Genomic DNA, 18,917 nt, shown 5'->3' with positions numbered 1-18,917 from the left:
TAAACGTGTCGGGTGGCGCTTCGCTTACCCGACCTACAGGGTTTTGTGTTTCGTAGGCCGGGTAAGGCGAATTATTTGCCACGCAGGTGTATGATAAATCCACCTCTGTCAGGTTAATTACAACGTGCAGACGACGACAACCCCTCAAAAAATTGCCGCCTGCCTCTTTTAGGTTGGATACATGCGTAAAGGAAAGTTAAGCAGTGATGCGCCATTCGGGACATTGTTAGGCTATGCGCCCGGTGGCGTGGCGATTTACTCTTCAAATTACGGCAGTCTGGACCCGCGAAAATACCCGGAAGACGCAGATTTTCGCAGCTATATCGGCAACGAATACATGGGCCACAAGTGGCAGTGCGTTGAGTTTGCCCGCCGTTTCCTGTTCCTCAACTATGGCTTCGTGTTTACCGACGTCGGCATGGCGTGGGAAATCTTCTCCCTGCGCTTTTTACGCCAGGTAGTGAACGATAACATTCTGCCCCTTCAGGCCTTTGCCAACGGTTCAAAACGCGCGCCGCGCGCCGGGGCGCTGCTGATCTGGCAAAAAGGCGGCGAGTTTCACGAGACCGGCCACGTGGCGGTGATCACCCAGCTTCTCGACGACAAGGTGCGTATTGCGGAGCAGAACGTGATTCACTCCCCTCTGCCGCTCGGGCAGCAGTGGACGCGCGAGCTGCGTCTGTGCGTGGAGAACGGGTGTTATACCATCCATGACACCTTCAACGACACGGAGATCCTCGGCTGGATGATCCAGACCGACGACACGGAACACAGCATTCCCCAGCCGGAAATCGACGGCGAACTGCTGAAAATCAGCGGCGCGCGGCTGAAAAACAAACGTCAGTTCGACGGAAAATGGCTAAACGAAAATGACGCGCTGCAGCAGGCGTATATCCGCGCCAACGGCCATGTGATCAACAAAGATCCCTGCCAGTACTTCACTATTACCGAAAGCGCCGAGCAGGAGCTGATCAAGGCCACCAACGAACTGCACCTGATGTACCTGCACGCGACGGACAAGGTGCTGAAAGACGACAGCCTGCTGGCGCTTTTCGACATCCCGAAAATCCTTTGGCCGCGCCTGCGCCTCTCCTGGCAGTGGCGTCGCCACCATATGATCACCGGTCGTATGGATTTCTGCATGGATGAGCGCGGGATTAAGGTCTACGAGTACAACGCCGATTCCGCCTCCTGTCACACAGAAGGCGGGTTGATCCTCGAAGAGTGGGTCAAAAACGGCTATCGCGGTAACGGGCATAACCCGGCGGAAGGGCTGCTGGAAGAGCTGACCGGCGCATGGAAACACAGCCACGCGCGTCCGTTTGTGCACATCATGCAGGACAACGATGTCGAAGAGGACTATCACGCGCTCTTTATCCAGCGTTCTCTGCTGCAGGCCGGATTTGAAACCAAAATTCTGCACGGGCTTGGCGCCCTGAGCTGGGATGCCGCCGGGCAGCTGATTGACGACGAAGGTCGCCACGTCAACTGCGTGTGGAAAACCTGGGCGTGGGAGACGGCGATTGAGCAGATCCGTGAGGTCAGCGAAACCGAATACGCGGCAGTGCCGATCCGCACCGGACATCCCGAGGGCGAGGTACGCCTGATTGACGTTCTGCTGCGCCCGGAGGTGCTGGTCTTCGAACCGCTGTGGACCGTGATCCCCGGCAACAAGGCGATTCTGCCGGTCCTGTGGCAGCTGTTCCCGAATCACCGCTACCTGCTCGACACCGATTTTGAGGTTAACGACCTGCTGAAGCAGACCGGCTATGCCGTCAAGCCGATTGCCGGACGCTGCGGCAGCAATATCGATCTCATCAGCGCCCAGGACGAACTGCTGGATAAATCCAGCGGCAAGTTTGTCGACCGTAAAAACATCTACCAGCAGCTGTGGTGCCTGCCGAAGGTCGACGGCAAATACATACAGGTCTGTACCTTTACCGTGGGCGGGAACTATGGCGGTACCTGCCTGCGCGGCGATGACTCGCTGGTGGTGAAAAAAGAGAGCGATATTGAGCCGCTGATTGTGGTGAAGGATAAGTAACGCACACCCGCTCTAACAAAGCCCCCGCAGGGTATCCTGCGGGGGCTTTTTATTACGGTTCTTCCTCTTCCTGCTGCTCGCTTACCTTCAGATCGATGATGCGGCCAATCTGATCGTGATACACCGTCAGCAGGTTGTACTGGCTCATCTCGGAGATGATCTGCGGTGAGACATTAAAGCTGCGGGCCAGCTCCTCCTGGTGAAAATAGCCCGGCTGACGCCGTCTCACGTGGGCGCGTCGGCGGTTGTACTGATACCACAAAATCAGCAGCCAGCCGTTGAGCGCGGCGAACAGCAGGTAGAGCAACACCGTATTAAAGGACGCAATAATCACGCCCCACCGATAGTCGCTCTCATCGGTTAGCTGCATCCAGAGCCTGGCATACAGGAAAAACAGAAAGCCTCCCCACGCCACCAGCGTTAACGCGGCATCGAAAAGACGTGGCAAGAGACGATGCTCGGTCAAAATTAAGGTATTTTCGTTCATTGAAGGCTTCCTTTTCCCCGGTCAGGACTGATCCAGCGCGCGCGGGCACGCTGACGTTTAAGCATGACTTTTGGAAATGCGACGAGGGTAGTGAACAGGCCAATCATCCAGTACACCATCGGGAACCAGATCACCCAGAAAAGCGAGCTGGCCACTCTTCGTTCATAGCGCCGCTCGATGAACAAGCTGACCAGGAACTGCAACAGGCACATCACCCCCAGCAGCAGCCCGGTAAACTCCGGTGGAAAAAGGCTCTCCACGGTCAGCCTGGCGGGAACAGGCGCGACATGACTGAGGAGGAACAACAGCACCGTCATCGCGTACGCGAAGGCCCACAGCGTTGATAGCGCGTACTCCATAAACAGGGGCCACATGCGGTGATGCTCCCAGCGCACAATCCTGCGAAGGTTGACCAGAAACACCTCCGCGCCGCCCTGGGCCCAGCGCAGGCGCTGCTTCCACAGGCCCTTCAGCGTCTCCGGCATCAAAATCCAGCACAGCGCCCGCGGCTCGAAAAAGATATCCCAGTGGCGCAGTTGGAGCTTCCAGCTGATGTCGATGTCTTCGGTGATCATGTCCGGGCTCCAGTACCCGACGTCCGCCAGCGCCTGTCGACGAAAGGCGGCGATGACGCCGGAGACGGTAAAGACCCGGCCATAGATCCGCTGCGTCCGCTTAATGAGCCCAATGATGGAGGAGAACTCGCCCACCTGAATGCGGCCAATCAGCGTGGAGCGCGTGCGAATGCGCGGGTTCCCGGTCACCGCGCCGACGTGGGGGTACTGAATCAGCGGGGCAACCAGATAAGCGGCGGTATCGCGATCGAGCAGGGCGTCGCCGTCAATGCAGACCAGCAGATCGCCCCGGGCCGCCGCCGCCCCGGCTTTGAGCGCCAGCGCTTTCCCCTGGTTCTCCGCGAGGTTAATCACCCGCAGGCGCGGCTGTTCCTGCGCCAGCGCCTGCAATACCTCAGCGGTGTTGTCAGACGAACCGTCGTTGATGGCGATGACTTCTATATTTTCATACCGCTGCTCCAGCGCGGCGCTGATGGTCTCCCGCGCATTTCGTCCCTCGTTGAAGCAGGGGATAAGAATGGAGATGAGCGGCTCACCGGCGAGCGACGGGGCAGGCGTGTCTTTATCCCACGACCAGTGGCGTTCAAGCTGATACCAGAAATAGAGGCCGCCGGTTATCCAGAGCACCGACATGAACAGCGGCCAGAAGAACACAAAATCCAGAATCAGTTCGCCGGTAAAGAGGGCGGCCACGCCCAACGGCAACCCGAATACCAGACATAAAATAGAGAATGCGATAATGCGATCAGTCATTGTCAGGGTACCAGTACGAAGAAAATTCAGGCCTGATGCGTGAGATATCAGGTTGGTTGTTGAGGAAGTCGTCGGGGTAGTAACCGTAATTTTTGACGCCGTTCAGCTGGAGCACGCGCATCCACTGCGCAAGCTGACTATCGGCAACGGCGCGCTGCGGTTTCTGGTCCCAGTCCCTGGCCTGCAGCTCAAAAATCGTTTTATCGAGCGCGCCGGGGCGCGCGGCGACCGCGTTAACCAGACGCGTCAGCCAGGCATCGCTCTCGTCTGCCGGGACGGACTCCATCAGCGGCATGGCCATTGGCACCGTCCAGTCATACTCCGCCAGAAAATCATCAAGATTCTGCGCGAACCACGCTTCGCTTTCGGGCTGCAGAATGGGTAGGGCGAACATGTTGCGGGCGGTTTTTATCTGCGGGCCACGGATATGCTTCACCGCCTGGCTCAGAGTGCGGGTAAAGCTGATAAGCCGCTGGCTCTTCTGGCGAGTCGTGTCCTGTCCGGCATCGTCCACGTCCGTCAGCACCGCATCGTCATGGAACAAAATCCCATTGAAGCTGGCATAGCGGGCCAGATCTTCATAGATGTCCGTCACCTGCTGGCGCACCTGCGGGTCCCACGGGGAGAGCCGGATATAGGGCTCGGTGGCGTCGCGCAGCTGGCCGGTTTGACGATCCCGGCGCTGCACGCGAGGCAGGGAAGGATCGAGATCGAACGAGAGCACCGGCATCCACGCGAAGACTTTTACCCCCGCGCGGGTTTGTAGCTGCCAGGCGACAAAATTAAAGAGATCGGCCCGAACCGGCAAACGACGGTTGGGGAAATAGAGCGCCGTGATCCTGCCGTCGCCCTGCGGGTCGGCAAACGCCTGCAGGAAAACATGGCTGATTTTCATGTCATAGACCCGCTGGATCAGCCTGTTGATGTTTTGGGTCTGCTGGGCCGGATCGGGATCGTAAACGTAGTCGAGATCGACGTGCATCACGCGCACCGGCTCAGTCTCCTGAACCTGGCTGACCGTGCTGGCAAAGGTTTTGAGTGAGGGATTACCGGCGATCAGCAGACGGGGAATGCTGCCGAGATTGCGCACGTCACCCAGCCCGTCCTCAAGGGTAAAGGCCAGCTGATAGCCCTGGTTTTTGGCTATCGCGAGCGATGTCCCGTTGGCGGCGCCATACGGCCAGACCCAGGCGCGCGGTGCCTTTCCGGTCACCTGCGTGATTTTTTCGGTCACTTTGCGAACGTCATCGCCGATCCGCTGGTTGAACTGCTGGTCGGTTTCATAGCGTCCCGTTTCTTTATCATAAAAGCGATTGGCGATCGCCGGTTCGCGGCTGCCCTGCGGGTTAGCCTGAATGCCGTAATGCGAGGCCCAGGTATGCGAGCCGATCTCAATCAGCGGGGACCGGCTGAGCTCGCGCACCATGTCCCACGTCGCGAAGCGATTGCGGGGCGTCATCAGGCCGCCGAAGTTAACCTTTTGATTTGCCGGCGTATCCACCCAGCTGCCCACCGGCGCCCACAGGGCAGGAACGTTCCATGCCTGAAGCAGCGGCCAGACGCGGGTATAAAAGCTGCTGTAGCCGTCGTCAAAGCTGAGCAGAACGGCCTTTGGCGGCAGCGTTTTTTTTCCGTCATGGGCATCCAGAATGTCCTGTACGCTGACCGCGTGATAGCCGTTGTGCACAAGCCAGCTAATCTGCTCGTTTAACGCGCTGGTGCGAACGGAGAGGTAGCGTTGATCGGCGGCATCATCTTCTACGTCGTGGTAGGCCAGGACCAAAAACTGGTTTGTTGGCCAGGGTTTGGTCGCCTCCAGCTGCGGCCGCGCTTTGGGCGCAATGAACGAGATCGCCTGCGCGCAGGCGCTCGCGCTGAGGCAGAGCCAGCCGATGACGATCAGGCTCACGGAAAGACGTGTGTTCAGCATATTCATCCTTAAAAGCGTAAAGTCGCATCAAACGTGACGGAGAGATTGCTCTCGCGTTTGCCGTCGTAAGGGCGTTTATCCCAGTTCAGCATCACGCCGGTATCGATAACGTTGTTCCACTGAACGCGTTGCCCGTAACCCAGCAGGGCGATGGCGCCAGCGGACTGATTTTTCTGCCAGTAGCTGCCGCCTCCCGCCACGAACTGCTGGCTCCAGAGGGTGTCGTAATGGCGATACATCTCATGGTCAACGGCCAGGGCAGCCGTCACGGACAGATCCCGCGCCGGGTTGTAATAGAGCGTGTCCCGCAGGCTGTTTTTACTGGCGGCGATCCCCGGTTCGAGATCCAGCGTCAGGGACGGGGTCTGCCAGAGACGCTCCTTACCCGTAAGGGTGTATTCCTGGCGACGGTTATGATCGGAGAAGCGGCTGAGGGCGGCGCTGAACTGGTACTCACGCCGCTCGTTTTGGTACCAGCGCACCCCGCCTTCACCCCGGTTGGCGCTAATTCCGTTGCGTAACGCCCGAAGGGGCGTGGTGCGCGACAGACGCTCAAGGCTGCCGCTGACCTGCCAGCTATCGGTCGTAAAGTACGTCGTTGAGAGGCGAGCGCCCGGCTTGTTTTCACCGAGATAGCGGTTGCTGGAGAGTTCGGCCTCGAGCTGCAAGTCGCGTGGCCGCCATTCGACGCCGCCCAAGAGGTGACGGCTGGCACCTTTGCCCTCATCGAAGTTACTCTGCGCGTAGCGGGCACCCGCAAACAGCCGCCAGCTATCCGCTACGGGGGGGCCATAGAGCGTGGCGTCCCAGTTCAGGTCGTGTGTCCCGCTCACGGGGTTATCGGAGTGCAAGCCCTTGCCCGCGTTGAGGCGCAGTTCGGACATGTGGTGGACCGTTCGGAGCCTGTCGAGACGCCTGGCGCTGCGGTCGGCGGGCGCGCGAGCCAGCACGTCGTCGGCCAGTAAATCCATCTGTCGCCACTCCTGCAGGTCCATCGCGACGTAGGCCTGCTGTTGCTCTAGCTCTGTATTGGACGGCTCCAGCGCCTCCGCCGTTTTCAGCTTTTGCTCGGCCGCGCGCGGCAGGCCCCGCGCCTGAAGCAGGGTGGCGTAGTCAATCTGTAGCCCCTGATTGCCCGGCGCCGTTGTCGCCAGACGGTGCGCCAGCGTTTCGGCTTCCGGCAGGGCATTCGTCGCCAGCAAATAGTTAAAGCGGAGCGACTGGCCGGTAAGCCACCGATCGTTCGGCTGAGGGGTAGGGGAGCCGAAATCGTAACGGGTCCAGGGGACGTCGCGGGTCTGGCGCTCAACGTACTGGCGGGCGGCCTGGTACTCTCCCGTATCCAGCCAGGCGTAAAAAAGCGCGTGCTCCTCATCCTGCGGGTCGGAAGCATATTGCGGATAGCGTTGCAGAAGCGCGAAGGCGGCGGCCGCGTTTTTCTCCTGCAGATACGCGGAGATGACCCAGCCGATTGCCCAGCCCGGCACCGAATGCTGGGCTGCCGTAAGATCCTGATATTCGCTTATCACCTGTGGGTAATCAGCATGGGCGTACAGCGCGCCAAGCCTGTCGATACGCGCAAGGACGATGTCTTCCGCCGCCTGCGGCTCGTTTTGCCAGCGAGCAAGCAGGGCGTCGTAACGATTCAGCGCGGATTGCGCAAGCTGCAGGCGCTCCTTTTCTGTTCTGCCAGGCACATCGGCAAGGCGAACCCGTTCGGCGGCGGCATTACGCTCAAGACGTCGACGCTCCGCCGGAGACAGCGTCACGCTTTGTGAAAGCTGGAGCGCGGGGGTATTCACCCGGTTATCCGTAAGCGCGTCGATCAGCTCGCTGAGGAGCGCTTTATTCTCAGGTGCGATATTCAGCGCGCGCGTGTCTGCCAGCAGCCGATCCCAGCTTTTCCCCTGGCGTAACCAGACATAGGAGAGCGTCTGAAGATGCGCCTGAGAGGGATTTTCCGCCACCAGCCGTCGGGCTTCCTGCAGGGCAAGCGTATCCATGCGGGCATCGGCCAGGGTTTTTATATAGCCGATACGATAATCGTCGTTATCCGGCGCAAGGCTACGCGCCTCTTTCCAGAGCGCCAGGGCTGGCTGCCACGCTTTTTGATTTCGCCTGGATTGCGCGACGGCCGCAACGCCGCGTGCAGGCAACGGCATATAAATGCCGTAACGCTGCCAGACCTGTATAACCTCGTCATCATGACCCGCCCAGGCTGCCACCTGTAACCAGTCCGCAACGTGTTCAGGTGTCAGGGCATGCTGCTGCTGATAACGCTGAAGATAATCGAGAAACGGCGTGTAATTACCGTTACGCGCCTGTTGAATCTGTTGCTCATAAACGGATTCAGTCGCCTGAGCCAGAACAGGAAAGAGGAATAACAGGAACAATAATGTTGGGGTGCGATAAAAGAATAACGTATTGAAGCGAAGCGAACTTTCCATATCTATTTGCCATTTGTTTATCGTGAATCCATTGCATAACACGGCCGCCTTTAAACTCAGCGTTAAAGGCCATAAATGAGAACATTAAATCTAAATGCAGTGATGTTGTGGGATACTTACCTAAAGGTAATTATGGATCCTTATCTCAGGGGATTGGGTGAAAGCTAATGTACACCTGATATGTTGCCTGATAAATATGTTGAAAAGCGGGTTTATCGTTTTGAGATAATTCTGTATCGAGCGGTTTTTAACGTTTTTATTGAATTGATGGTTTATTTGTAACTCATTGAAAATTATTTACTTTATTTTTATTGTGACAGCCTGTCATATATTTTTTATGCGGTTTTGCTGTGTCAATTAAAGTACTTTCTGGTACATATTTGGGAAGTTTCATGACAAAAATTCTTAATGTTTAGAGAAGTGACTTTTCTGCGATTGTTTTTTATTTATAATTAATGACAGCCATTGAATGATAGTCTACAGGAAGTCTTTCTCATCAATGTCTGTATTGAGGGATATCCATAGCCAGAATACATTTATCGTTAAAATAACAGCGCTATAAAACGAAGGCGGCCTTCTTTCTGAAGGATCGTTCTTGCTTTAATCTAAAAGGGATGGTTAGTGGCAACTTCAATAGTGTTAGTGACTCAGGATCGCTACCTTGTGAGGGGGATGCGGATTTTTTTTCCGGATATAATCCTGCTCGACAAGATTGACAGAAACATATTTGATAACGGTGCAGATGAATATTCTGTGTTGATTGATAGTCGTGCTCCGCTCCGTTTATATGATTACCTGATACGCCATCCGGCCAGAACGAAAAAAACAATCTGCTGCGTTATGCTTGATATGCGACACCGCGAGGAGAATCTGCTCAGTATGAAGTTATTTATGAACACGTCGCTCACCGCGCCGGATATGGCCTCGCTGTTTAATCTGATTCTTAATATGAAGGGCAGACGCCTGACCACGAGGTGGCTACTTAATTTACGGCCTGGCACGCACGAAGCGATCATGTTGCGGTTGCTGAGGGCAGGGATGTCGATGGAAGCCATTGCCGAGGAGCTGAATACGTCGGTGAAAAGCCTCTATCGCAAACGAACGACGCTCTCGGAACGCCTGGGAGTGGAGAACTTCAACGAGGCGTGTTTGTTTATCTTTAAAAACAAACTGCTGGACGCAGGTGGGAACGATCCCTGAATTCCTGAGTGTCCAAAAGCAAGAACCCGCCACAAGGGCGGGTTCTTTTAATAGTAATAATTCAGAACGACCAGCGCAGATTCGCGTTAACCGAGTTGACGCGGGTATCCGCACCATATTGCCCCTGATAACCCACATCCAGCGTCGCCGCTCGAGACAGCTGTACGCTCACGCCGATATCACCCACCATCACGTCCTCATCCACGGCCTGGCCCTGAGTAATGAACGCGTCGCTGCCCGCAAACGCCATGCGCGAAGAGGTGTTCTTATCGCCATAGGCGTGCTGCCAGCCCAACGAACCGTAGAGGTTAACGTTCTTCGGTAGCTCGGTCACACCGCGCACCCCGAGGGTGGAATAGAAAGTGTTCATCGTTTCGTTACGTACGCTCAGCGCGGCGGCACCGCCGTCTTCCCTGAAGCTGTCGGTATGCAGTCGGACGTACGATAAATTGACGAACGGCTCAATATTCATATCAGGCTGACCGAAACGGTAGCCCGCTTCGGTGAACGCCAGCAGCGAGTTGGCGTCGTAATCCGACTTCAGACGATCCGAGAAGCCGCTGAAATCAACATTGCGCTCGCCTTCGATCTTGTGCCAGGTATAACCCAGCGCGCCGCGCAGGGAAAACGCATCCTGTTGACCCGCTGCATACAGGCCAAGGTGATAGTTGTCGGTATCCGTTGAGGAACGACGGCTATCGACGTCGTAATCACCGCGGCTGTAGCCGAAGTAGCCACCGATACGCACGTTATGATCTGCCAGCTTGCGATCTGCCCCCAGCAGGAAGCCGGTGGTATTGCCGTCCAGCTTGCCCACGTTACCGTCGCCGTTGTTTCGGCTCCATGAACTGAAGGTCTGACCCCAGACGCCGTTATGTTGCGGCTCCGGCTGCTGCACCAGCGACATCGCTAACGGTGGTATCGGCAGGCTGTCGTTATCAAACGCGCGCAGCATACGCTGGTTTAACACGTTAAACACCTGCGTACTGCCCGCGATCAGGTTGGACTGCATTGACGGATAAACTTCGCCGGACAGCTGGTTGAACGCCTCGCGCGCTTCCGGCGCGCTCAGCACCAGCAGCGAGTTGTACAGCGCCAGCGACGGGCCGCTTTGCGTCAGCGTGGAGAGCGCACCGGCGGTATTCCACTGGTTGCTGCTCTTGGCCACGGTCTGGAAAATGCCCGGCTTGCCGCTGCCCGGGTTTTCACCGCCAGGATTCTCACCGCCCGGGTTTTCACCGCCAGGATTCTCACCGCCCGGGTTTTCGCCTCCGGGGTTTTCACCTCCGGGGTTTTCACCGCCCGGGTTTTCACCCCCGGGATTCTCGCCGCCGGTCTCTTTCTGCGCGATGGTCAGATCGACGGCGTTGGTGCTCTGCTTGAGCGCCACGTCCAGGAAGGCGGATTTGGACATCGCCCCCGCGAACTGACCGTCAATTCCCCCGTCGGAGGTTAAAATGCGATAGCTTTGACCCGTTTTGTAGCTGGTTTGCGGATCCAGCGCGGTGACCTGTACCTGAGCCTGATCGCTGATAGTCGTTTTGCCCGATACCAGCAGCTGGTCGCTACGACCATCTCCGGCGATATCAACATCATAGAAGGATTCGCCGATAAAGTTCAGATAGCGTTTCAGCGTCATCGTACCGATATTGCCGTCACCGGGCGAGATATGCCCGCCGGACAGGATCTCGGTCTGGCCCAGCGTGCCGTTCCCCCCCAGCGTGCCGCCGGCTTTGATTGACGCGGCGCTGCTGTAGCCCAGCCCGTTGCTGACGTCGGATCCCGCCGTCGCGTTGAGGATCAGCGTCCCGCCGTTCTCGGCGCTAAGGGTCTGAATATCAAAAATATCGTCTTCTGGCTGGGTGTTGATATTGCTGGCAATAATGACTTTGCCACCGCGCGCGGTCACGTTCGCCTGCAGGGCTGAAAGATCGCCGTTAAGCGTTGTCTGCCCGGAGGTATTGATCACCTCACCTTCACCGCTCATCGTGTTGCTGAAGACGTAATTTCCGTCGGTATGGTTGAAGTAGACATAGCTGCCGAACAGCCCGCCACGCAGGCTGATTGCCGTATTCGCATCGAGAGTACCCGCGCCGCCCGCTGTGCCAAGCGTTGGCTCAGTTAAACCCGTGCCGGTGTCCATATTGCCGCGGCTGCCGATGATGAGTGCACCCCGGTTCGAACCGGAACCCGAAGTCCCCACGATCAGCGTATTGCTGCCAGCGGAAAATGAACCGCCGTCAATCACAGACAGCACGCCATTGCCATAATCGCCCACGCTCACGCTGCTGCCGCTGGTAAAGCGCGAGTCTTTGCCCGCAATAACCAGCTCGGCGGTTTTACCCGCCCCGGAGACGCCCGCCACCTGCACGCCGCCAACGTTAACCGTTCCGCCGTTCAGCACGTCCAGGTCGCCATAAAGCGTCAATGTACGGCCAACATTCCACTGTGAGCCGCTTCCCGTGACGGTGGCTTTCGGGCTCAGCGTGTCGGTTTCACCCGGCCCGGTACCGTTGCCGATGCGCGCATCGTAGGCGGTGCTGAGCGCCGCGCCGTCTTCAATCGCCAGCGTGGAACGTGCCCCCAGATCGGTGCCTACGCTGAGAAAATTACTGGTCACGCGAGAACCCGCACCCGTGGCGATAAGGTGGCTGTCGTAGCCGCGGGTGGTGCCGACAACGATCTCCTTCGCGCTCGCCAGCGCGCCCTCTTCGACACGCAGGGTGCCGAGGCCAAGATTAAGGTCACCGCGCAGGACGTATTGATCGTTCACCGCGTTAAGCTCAGCGTTTGGCCCACGAACCGTGACCACGCTTTCATAAATTTGGCCGTCGAACAGTCGACCGATATTGATGTTATAGGCGGTGATTTTGCCATTATCGATCAGCAGGTTTCCGCGTTGATTACGTCCAACATAAACATCTCCGGTGTAACCCAGCGTTTCGGTAATACGCGCGTCGCCATCAAAAATTGCATCGGCTGCACGTGCGAAATCGGCAGGTGAAAGCAGTAACAGCGGCGCGGAAAATAGAGCGAGGTAAAGTCTGGAAAGCGGCGTCTTAACCGCTAAAGCATGCGATGTAGAGTTATTCACGGGCTATCTCCGTACTCATTAGCGTGATGTCTGGAAAATCGTTTTTATGAAAACTCAGATACGACAGAAAATATAAAAGGCGTTATTTATGTACGCCTTTTGATTTGAAGTTAATTATTTATGAGTGACGACAGGGGTACAGGTTGGCGCGCTGAGTGTCGGTGCGGATCCTAAAATCCCCGGCATCATCATTGATGAGCAATCGAAAATACGCCCTTTTTCCGTCGTAGCGCGATAAGACAGCTTTTGTCCACCCAGTGCGTCCGGCTGGGCACCATTAACATTGGTCACGGTTATTTCATCCGATGAGCCCAGCCCCAGCATTTTAGCGGTCTCCGCCTGCAGGAGCGGAATAGCCTGATCGGTTTTCAGCGTGGAACAACCGGTTAGCATCAACGTAACGGTTAAAAAGACGAGAGGTTTTTTCATAAATTATCCTTGATATCCAATCAGTTAATTTCACTGATTGTATTTATGTTTTCATTTACTCAAATCAGCGAATAATATATTTCCCTTTCCTAATCGAAAAAACCCTCCTAAAGTAGGGTGGGTAGATAATAATTCATCTGTACTCTCAGATATGCGAAGGTTAAAGGAGGACCCTTTGGGACAGAATTATGCGTTGGTCGTTGATGACCATCCATTGGTAGCTAGCGGCATCGCCAATTATCTGATTACACATTGCCAATTTAAGCAGGCGTATGTGGTGACGAATGAAGACGATTGCTACCGTCAAATTAGGGATAATGGCCCGCCACGTTTGCTGGTAATCGATTTTTGGCTCTCGTCCGGAACGGCGTTGAAATTACTCAAAGAAGTGAAACAACTTTACCCACAGATACGACTCCTGGTGGTCAGCGGGGATGACAATAATGATCTCTGGCGGAAAGTTCATGCCGCCGGGGGGCACGGTTTTGTATTGAAAAGCGAACCGCCTGAAATGTTCTCACAGGCCGTTTTCGCACTCACTAATAATTTGACCTGGTTCCCTGATGGAAGCGAACTTTCCGTTAAGTCGAATAATGAGAAGTTAAGTAAATTTAACTTAACGCCGCGGCAAATAGATGTATTAAATATGATTATGCGTGGCCTGCCAAATAAAAGAATCGCCGCGCAGCTTTCAATTTCTGAGCCCACGGTCAAAGAACACATCAGCAATATATTGAAAAAGATAGGTGTTAACAGCAGGGTAGAGGCCATCACGCTTCTGCATGGCAAGCAGGAACCGTCGGAATGAGGTTTTTCCAGAGCTTACAGAACGAGGGTATCTCTCCTCCGGCGCAGATCCGTTTGCTAAACAACACCTTTCTGCGGCTGGTGTTTAGCTTTAGCGCGGTGCCCTTTGTCGGGATCCCTTTCGCCATCTGGATTTATATGCTTGGGGATGATCTCGGCCCAACGATTACCTGGATAATCATTTATCTGCTATGTGCAGTGGCGATACGAATATTGCATCGACGCTATCAGCGCGAAGCGAAAGACAATATTGAAAAGGACGTGCTGCGACGCTGGCTTCCGCGTATTAATAATATCGCCTTTGTTCACGGGCTGGGCATTTCATCACTCTATTTAATTACCCCGCAGACGCAGAACTTTGACTTTTTCCTGCTCCTTAATATCAGTATCGCCGCTATCGTCGCCGCCAATGCGACGCATCTGACGCCGGTCATCAGCACCTTTACGCGCTTTTTCTTCGCCTCCTGGGGGGTGCTGAACCTCGGCATTATCTGGCGGCTGGATGAGTTAATGTTCATCGTGCTCATGCTGAATCTGCTTTACGGCTTCGCGATTTACCGCCATGCATTAACTTCGCACGCTTTCTTTATACAGCAAGCGCTTCTTGAGGAAAAAAGCTCGCGCCTGGCGGAACAGTTTCGTCAGGCCAAAGAGGACGCGGAGCAGGCTCTGCTGGATAAAAATCAGTTTCTGACAACCGCCAGCCACGATCTGCGCCAGCCCGTGCACGCCATGGGTTTTCTGATCGAAGCTATTCTCCACCGAAACCGGGACGATAGCCTGACGCCGCAACTCCTTGACCTGCAGCAGAGCGTTCGTTCGGTACATTTAATGCTCAACTCTCTGCTCGATCTCAGCAAAATTGAATCCGGGAATGTCCTTTCTGCCCCGACCAAAGTGGATATCGGCGCTCTGCTTGACTCGGTGATCACGCTGTTTCGCGAAGAGGCCAACAGCCGTGCCCTGCGGCTGTCTACCCGTCGACCCAAACGCCGCATCTACGTGACAGGCGATTCGCTGCTGGTGCGACAATCCCTGATTAACCTGATTCAAAACGCCCTTCGCTACACGCTACAGGGGGGCGTACTGGTCGCCATCCGACCACGCGGTGAGGAGTGTATGGTAGAGGTGTGGGATACGGGCGTCGGTATCGCCGATGACGAGAAAGGTAAAATCTTCTCACCTTACTACCGCCCTGAGCTGGCATGGAAGATAGACAGCGCCGGACACGGGCTGGGACTGGCCGTAGTGGCCCGTTGTGCCAAGCTGATGAAGGTGAAGTACGGGATGCAATCCATTGAAGGTAAAGGCTCACGCTTCTGGATGCGCTTCACTCAATATGCTGGCGAAGACATCGCGCTGGACACCCCACCCGCCTGTGATATCACCGCCACGCCGGTACGCTATGCACCGTTGCACGGTTCCTGCCTGGTCGTCGATGACGACCCGCTGGTGACGTCTGCCTGGGAGAGCCTGATGAGCGTATGGGGAATCAACGTGCGCTGCGCGGCCTCCGCTGAAGAAGCGTTCGATATTATTGACGACGGCTTCAGGCCGTTCGCCGTGCTGTGCGACCAGCGCCTGCGATCCGGTGAAAGCGGCTTCGACGTTCTTAAAGCGCTTTTTGAACGTCTGCCGGATATGAGCGGCGCGATAGTCAGCGGCGAATTTAATTCACCGGTTCTGCTGGAGGCAGAGCAGGAGGGGTATCTGGTGCTGCGTAAGCCTCTGGAGCCAGCTAAATTGTATGCGCTGCTGACGCAGTGGTCGGGATGTCGTGGATAAAAGGACGTGAAGAAGTCTTGTTTTTGGCTGGCTTAGAATGCAAAAACGGACCTCCGTGGAGGTCCGTTAATATGAATTTGGTGCCCGGACTCGGAATCGAACCAAGGACACGGGGATTTTCAATCCCCTGCTCTACCGACTGAGCTATCCGGGCAACGGGGCGCATTAAACCCGATCTGCCCCCTGCCGTCAACGAAAAATGTTGTTTTCGTTACAGACTGCGCAATCTCTCACCATTTCGCCGCACTCTTAAGCGAACAAGTGCGTCCAGAGCGCGGAGAGCGGCATGGCGAGCAGCAACGCGGGCAGCATGTTCACCACGGCAAACATCTTGATTCCGCAAATACGCAACCCTGTCGCCAGCAGCAGCAGGCCGCCAACCGCGGTGAAGTCCGCCATCATCGCAGGCGTAGTCAGGGGCAGGATCAGCGTGGCGCAGGTGGCCAGCGCCAGCTGGATCAGCAACATCGGCACGCAAATCGCGGCAACGGCAATGCCGAGCGTGGTGGCAAAAATAGTGGCCGTAAAGAAATCAAGAAACGCCTTCGCAATCAATATGCTTGGGTCACCCGTCATCCCTTCCTGCATGGAACCGAAAATCCCGGTGCCGCTGGCGCAAAACAGAATGATGATGGCGACATAGTTTTGAATAAACGACTCATGGGTACCGTGTTTCGCCTTGCCCGGGCGGGCAATCAGGTTTTTGGCTTTGCCTACGGCATTATTGATGCCTTTTTCCAGGTAGCAAAATTCACCAATGAGCGCGCCGAGCAGGGTCGCGAGCACCATGACGGGCAGGTTGGCGCATTTGATCACCAAAAGGATGCCGATGCCTAACGAGGCCAGGCCAAATATGGAGGGCATCGAGGTGCGAATACGTTCCGGCAACCGCTGACTTAACACTGCGCCGAGTACGCCGCCTAACAATACGGCACCGGCGTTGATAAAGGGTCCAATTACCACCGTTAACTCCTGTTACTTAATCATTGGTATTGCATGATTATGACACGACAACGCTGCATGACGCTTAGCTTTGCAAGGCTAAGTGCATACTGATTCCTTCTTGCACCTAAAAATAAAAGGTGACATTATTGCGCGAATTTTCTCCTCCCTGTCTCACCGCCCGGTGAGGGTAACTGCGCCTATGAAAACCATGAAAATTGCCGTCAGCCGCGAGCTGGTCTCTACTGTGTCTACTCACCGGGAAATGGTGACGCTGGATAACACTGATTTTACCGATGTGGCGGCAGTGGTCATTACGGTCGCTGAAAGCTGCAGCGGCATCCTTGCGCTGCTGAAACGTACGGGCTTTCAGCTTCCGGTATTTATGTTCTCGCAGGAGCCGACGAATGTTCCTGAAGGTGTCACTGCTGTAATAGCAGGAAAAGCGCAGGAGTTTCTGGAACTGGAGGCTGCCGCCTGCCGTTACGAAGAGGATCTGCTGCCGCCTTTTTTCGACACCCTGAGCCAGTATGTTGCGATGGGCAACAGCACTTTTGCTTGCCCCGGGCATCAGCACGGCGCGTTTTTCAAAAAGCATCCCGCCGGGCGGCAGTTTTATGACTTCTTCGGTGAGAACGTGTTTCGCGCCGATATGTGCAACGCCGACGTAAAGCTGGGTGATTTGCTGATCCACGAAGGGTCCGCTAAGCATGCGCAAAAGTTCGCGGCAAAAGTCTTTAATGCCGATAAAACCTACTTCGTGCTGAACGGCACGTCAGCAGCGAATAAGGTTGTCACCAACGCGCTGCTGACCCGCGGCGATCTGGTGCTGTTCGACCGTAACAACCATAAATCGAATCATCACGGCGCGCTGATTCAGGCAGGCGCCACGCCGGTCTACCTTGAAGCGGCACGTAACCCATTTGGTTTTATCGGCGGGATTGACGAGCACTGCTTCGACGATGCGTATCTGCGAAATCAGATCCGTGACGTTGCCCCGGACAAGGCCGATGCGCCTCGCCCGTTCCGTCTGGCCATCATTCAACTGGGCACCTACGACGGGACGATCTACAACGCCCGTCAGGTGATCGACAAGATCGGCCACCTTTGCGACTACATCCTCTTTGACTCTGCCTGGGTAGGTTACGAACAATTTATCCCGATGATGGCGGAAACGTCCCCGCTGTTGCTGGAACTGAACGAGAACGATCCGGGGATTTTCGTGACCCAGTCGGTGCATAAGCAGCAGGCCGGGTTCTCACAAACGTCGCAGATCCATAAAAAGGATAACCACATTCGCGGTCAGGCACGTTTCTGCCCGCACAAGCGGCTGAACAATGCCTTTATGCTGCACGCCTCTACCAGCCCGTTTTATCCGCTGTTCGCGGCGCTGGACGTGAACGCCAAGATCCACGAAGGTGAAAGCGGACGCAGGCTGTGGGCGGAGTGCGTCGAGCTGGGCATTGAAGCGCGCAAGGCGATCGTTGCCAACTGTCATATGATCAAACCCTTTATCCCACCGGTGGTGGCGGGGCGTCCGTGGCAGGATCATGCGACACACACCATCGCCAGCGAGCGTCGCTTCTTCAGCTTCGAGCCAGGCGCGAACTGGCACGGTTTTGAAGGCTACGCCCGTGACCAGTATTTTGTTGACCCGTGCAAGCTGCTGCTGACCACGCCGGGTATTGATGCTGAAACCGGTAACTACACCGCGTTTGGTATCCCGGCGACGATTCTGGCGCACTACCTGCGTGAGAACGGCATCGTGCCGGAGAAGTGCGATCTCAACTCGATCCTGTTCCTGCTGACCCCTGCCGAAAGCAGCGAGAAGCTGGCGCAGCTGGTGGCGATGCTGGGACAGTTTGAACAGCACATTGAAGACGATACGCCGCTGGCCGACGTTCTGCCGACCATCTACCAGAAATATCCCGTTCGCTACCGTGATTACACGATCCGCCAGCTGTGCCAGGAGATGCACGATCTCTACGTCAGCTTTAACGTGAAAGATCTGCAAAAGGCGATGTTCCGCCGGGAAAGCTTCCCCGACGTCGTGGTGAACCCTCAGGATGCCAACCAGGAGTACATTCGCGGGAACGTGGAGCTGGTGCGTATTCGTGATGCCGGAGGACGCATTGCTGCTGAGGGCGCGCTGCCGTATCCGCCAGGGGTGCTGTGCGTGGTGCCGGGTGAAGTCTGGGGTGGGGCGGTACAGCGCTATTTTCTGGCGCTGGAGGAGGGCATCAATATGCTGCCGGGCTTCTCGCCGGAGCTGCAGGGTGTGTACAGCGAGAAGGATGCCGACGGGATTAAGCGGCTGTATGGGTACGTATTGAGATAGTGCGGGCTGTTGCCCTCACCCCTCACCCTAACCCTCTCCCCAAAGGGGAGAGGGGATTGCACGGAGCCGTCTTTTCCCCCTCGCCC

The 18,917-nt window shown here is 56.0% G+C and carries 12 protein-coding genes and 1 tRNA gene; 5 read left to right on the top strand and 8 right to left on the bottom strand.

Annotated features, from left to right (window positions below; all coding sequences use genetic code 11):
* Positions 1–181: 181 nt before the first annotated feature.
* Complete coding sequence (gene gss, locus ACTJJA_RS16205) at positions 182–2,044, top strand: bifunctional glutathionylspermidine amidase/synthase (RefSeq protein WP_440668662.1); 1,863 nt, start codon at positions 182–184, stop codon at positions 2,042–2,044.
* Positions 2,045–2,096: 52 nt separating this feature from the next.
* Here the strand turns inward: gss and pgaD are convergent, their stop codons facing one another.
* From pgaD to pgaA, 4 genes are read right to left on the bottom strand one after another with little or no spacing between them, the layout of a single operon-like run.
* Positions 2,097–2,531 (bottom strand): poly-beta-1,6-N-acetyl-D-glucosamine biosynthesis protein PgaD, encoded by a 435-nt coding sequence (gene pgaD / locus ACTJJA_RS16200; protein WP_440668661.1) that lies wholly within the window; start codon positions 2,529–2,531, stop codon positions 2,097–2,099.
* On the bottom strand, positions 2,528–3,859 hold the full coding sequence (gene pgaC / locus ACTJJA_RS16195) for a poly-beta-1,6-N-acetyl-D-glucosamine synthase (protein ID WP_440668660.1): 1,332 nt from the start codon (positions 3,857–3,859) through the stop codon (positions 2,528–2,530). Before pgaC ends, pgaD begins: the two co-directional genes overlap by 4 nt.
* Positions 3,852–5,789 (bottom strand): poly-beta-1,6-N-acetyl-D-glucosamine N-deacetylase PgaB, encoded by a 1,938-nt coding sequence (gene pgaB, locus ACTJJA_RS16190; protein WP_440668659.1) that lies wholly within the window; start codon positions 5,787–5,789, stop codon positions 3,852–3,854. The genes pgaC and pgaB overlap by 8 nt, the downstream gene beginning before the upstream one ends.
* 8 nt (positions 5,790–5,797) lie before the next feature.
* Entirely contained in the window at positions 5,798–8,236 is a 2,439-nt protein-coding gene (gene pgaA / locus ACTJJA_RS16185; protein ID WP_440668658.1) for a poly-beta-1,6 N-acetyl-D-glucosamine export porin PgaA, read from the bottom strand.
* A 672-nt stretch (positions 8,237–8,908) separates the two neighbouring features.
* On the opposite strand from pgaA, the gene ACTJJA_RS16180 reads away from it, so the two are divergent.
* Positions 8,909–9,436 carry a helix-turn-helix domain-containing protein gene (locus ACTJJA_RS16180; RefSeq protein WP_010435537.1) on the top strand — a complete coding sequence of 176 codons (528 nt, stop codon included), beginning with the start codon at positions 8,909–8,911 and terminating at the stop codon, positions 9,434–9,436.
* Between the two features lie 61 nt (positions 9,437–9,497).
* Here ACTJJA_RS16180 and ACTJJA_RS16175 read toward each other — a convergent pair whose 3' ends face one another.
* Positions 9,498–12,530 (bottom strand): autotransporter outer membrane beta-barrel domain-containing protein, encoded by a 3,033-nt coding sequence (locus tag ACTJJA_RS16175; RefSeq protein WP_440668657.1) that lies wholly within the window; start codon positions 12,528–12,530, stop codon positions 9,498–9,500.
* 114 nt (positions 12,531–12,644) lie between these two features.
* Positions 12,645–12,959, bottom strand: coding sequence for a lipoprotein (locus ACTJJA_RS16170; RefSeq protein ID WP_010435531.1), 315 nt, complete (start codon positions 12,957–12,959; stop codon positions 12,645–12,647).
* A 175-nt stretch (positions 12,960–13,134) separates the two neighbouring features.
* Here ACTJJA_RS16170 and ACTJJA_RS16165 point away from each other — a divergent pair, with 175 nt between their 5' ends.
* The gene (locus ACTJJA_RS16165; RefSeq protein WP_440668656.1) at positions 13,135–13,767 is read left to right on the top strand and encodes a LuxR C-terminal-related transcriptional regulator; all 633 of its coding nucleotides are present in this window, start codon (positions 13,135–13,137) and stop codon (positions 13,765–13,767) included.
* On the top strand, positions 13,764–15,551 hold the full coding sequence (locus ACTJJA_RS16160) for an ATP-binding protein (protein ID WP_440668655.1): 1,788 nt from the start codon (positions 13,764–13,766) through the stop codon (positions 15,549–15,551). The genes ACTJJA_RS16165 and ACTJJA_RS16160 overlap by 4 nt, the downstream gene beginning before the upstream one ends.
* Positions 15,552–15,629: 78 nt before the next feature.
* On the opposite strand, the gene ACTJJA_RS16155 is transcribed toward ACTJJA_RS16160, so the two are convergent.
* Positions 15,630–15,705 (bottom strand) — tRNA-Phe (locus ACTJJA_RS16155).
* A 95-nt stretch (positions 15,706–15,800) separates the two neighbouring features.
* Positions 15,801–16,514 carry a DUF554 domain-containing protein gene (locus ACTJJA_RS16150; protein WP_440668654.1) on the bottom strand — a complete coding sequence of 238 codons (714 nt, stop codon included), beginning with the start codon at positions 16,512–16,514 and terminating at the stop codon, positions 15,801–15,803.
* 181 nt (positions 16,515–16,695) lie between these two features.
* On the opposite strand from ACTJJA_RS16150, the gene ACTJJA_RS16145 reads away from it, so the two are divergent.
* Complete coding sequence (locus ACTJJA_RS16145) at positions 16,696–18,831, top strand: ornithine decarboxylase (RefSeq protein WP_440668653.1); 2,136 nt, start codon at positions 16,696–16,698, stop codon at positions 18,829–18,831.
* The last annotated feature ends 86 nt before the right edge of the window (positions 18,832–18,917 follow it).

It is taken from the genome of Enterobacter sp. 22452 (assembly GCF_052045065.1).
GTDB lineage: Bacteria > Pseudomonadota > Gammaproteobacteria > Enterobacterales > Enterobacteriaceae > Enterobacter > Enterobacter mori.
The sequence above is the reverse complement of the archived record's forward strand: the minus strand, read 5'-3'. Positions and strand labels throughout refer to the sequence as shown.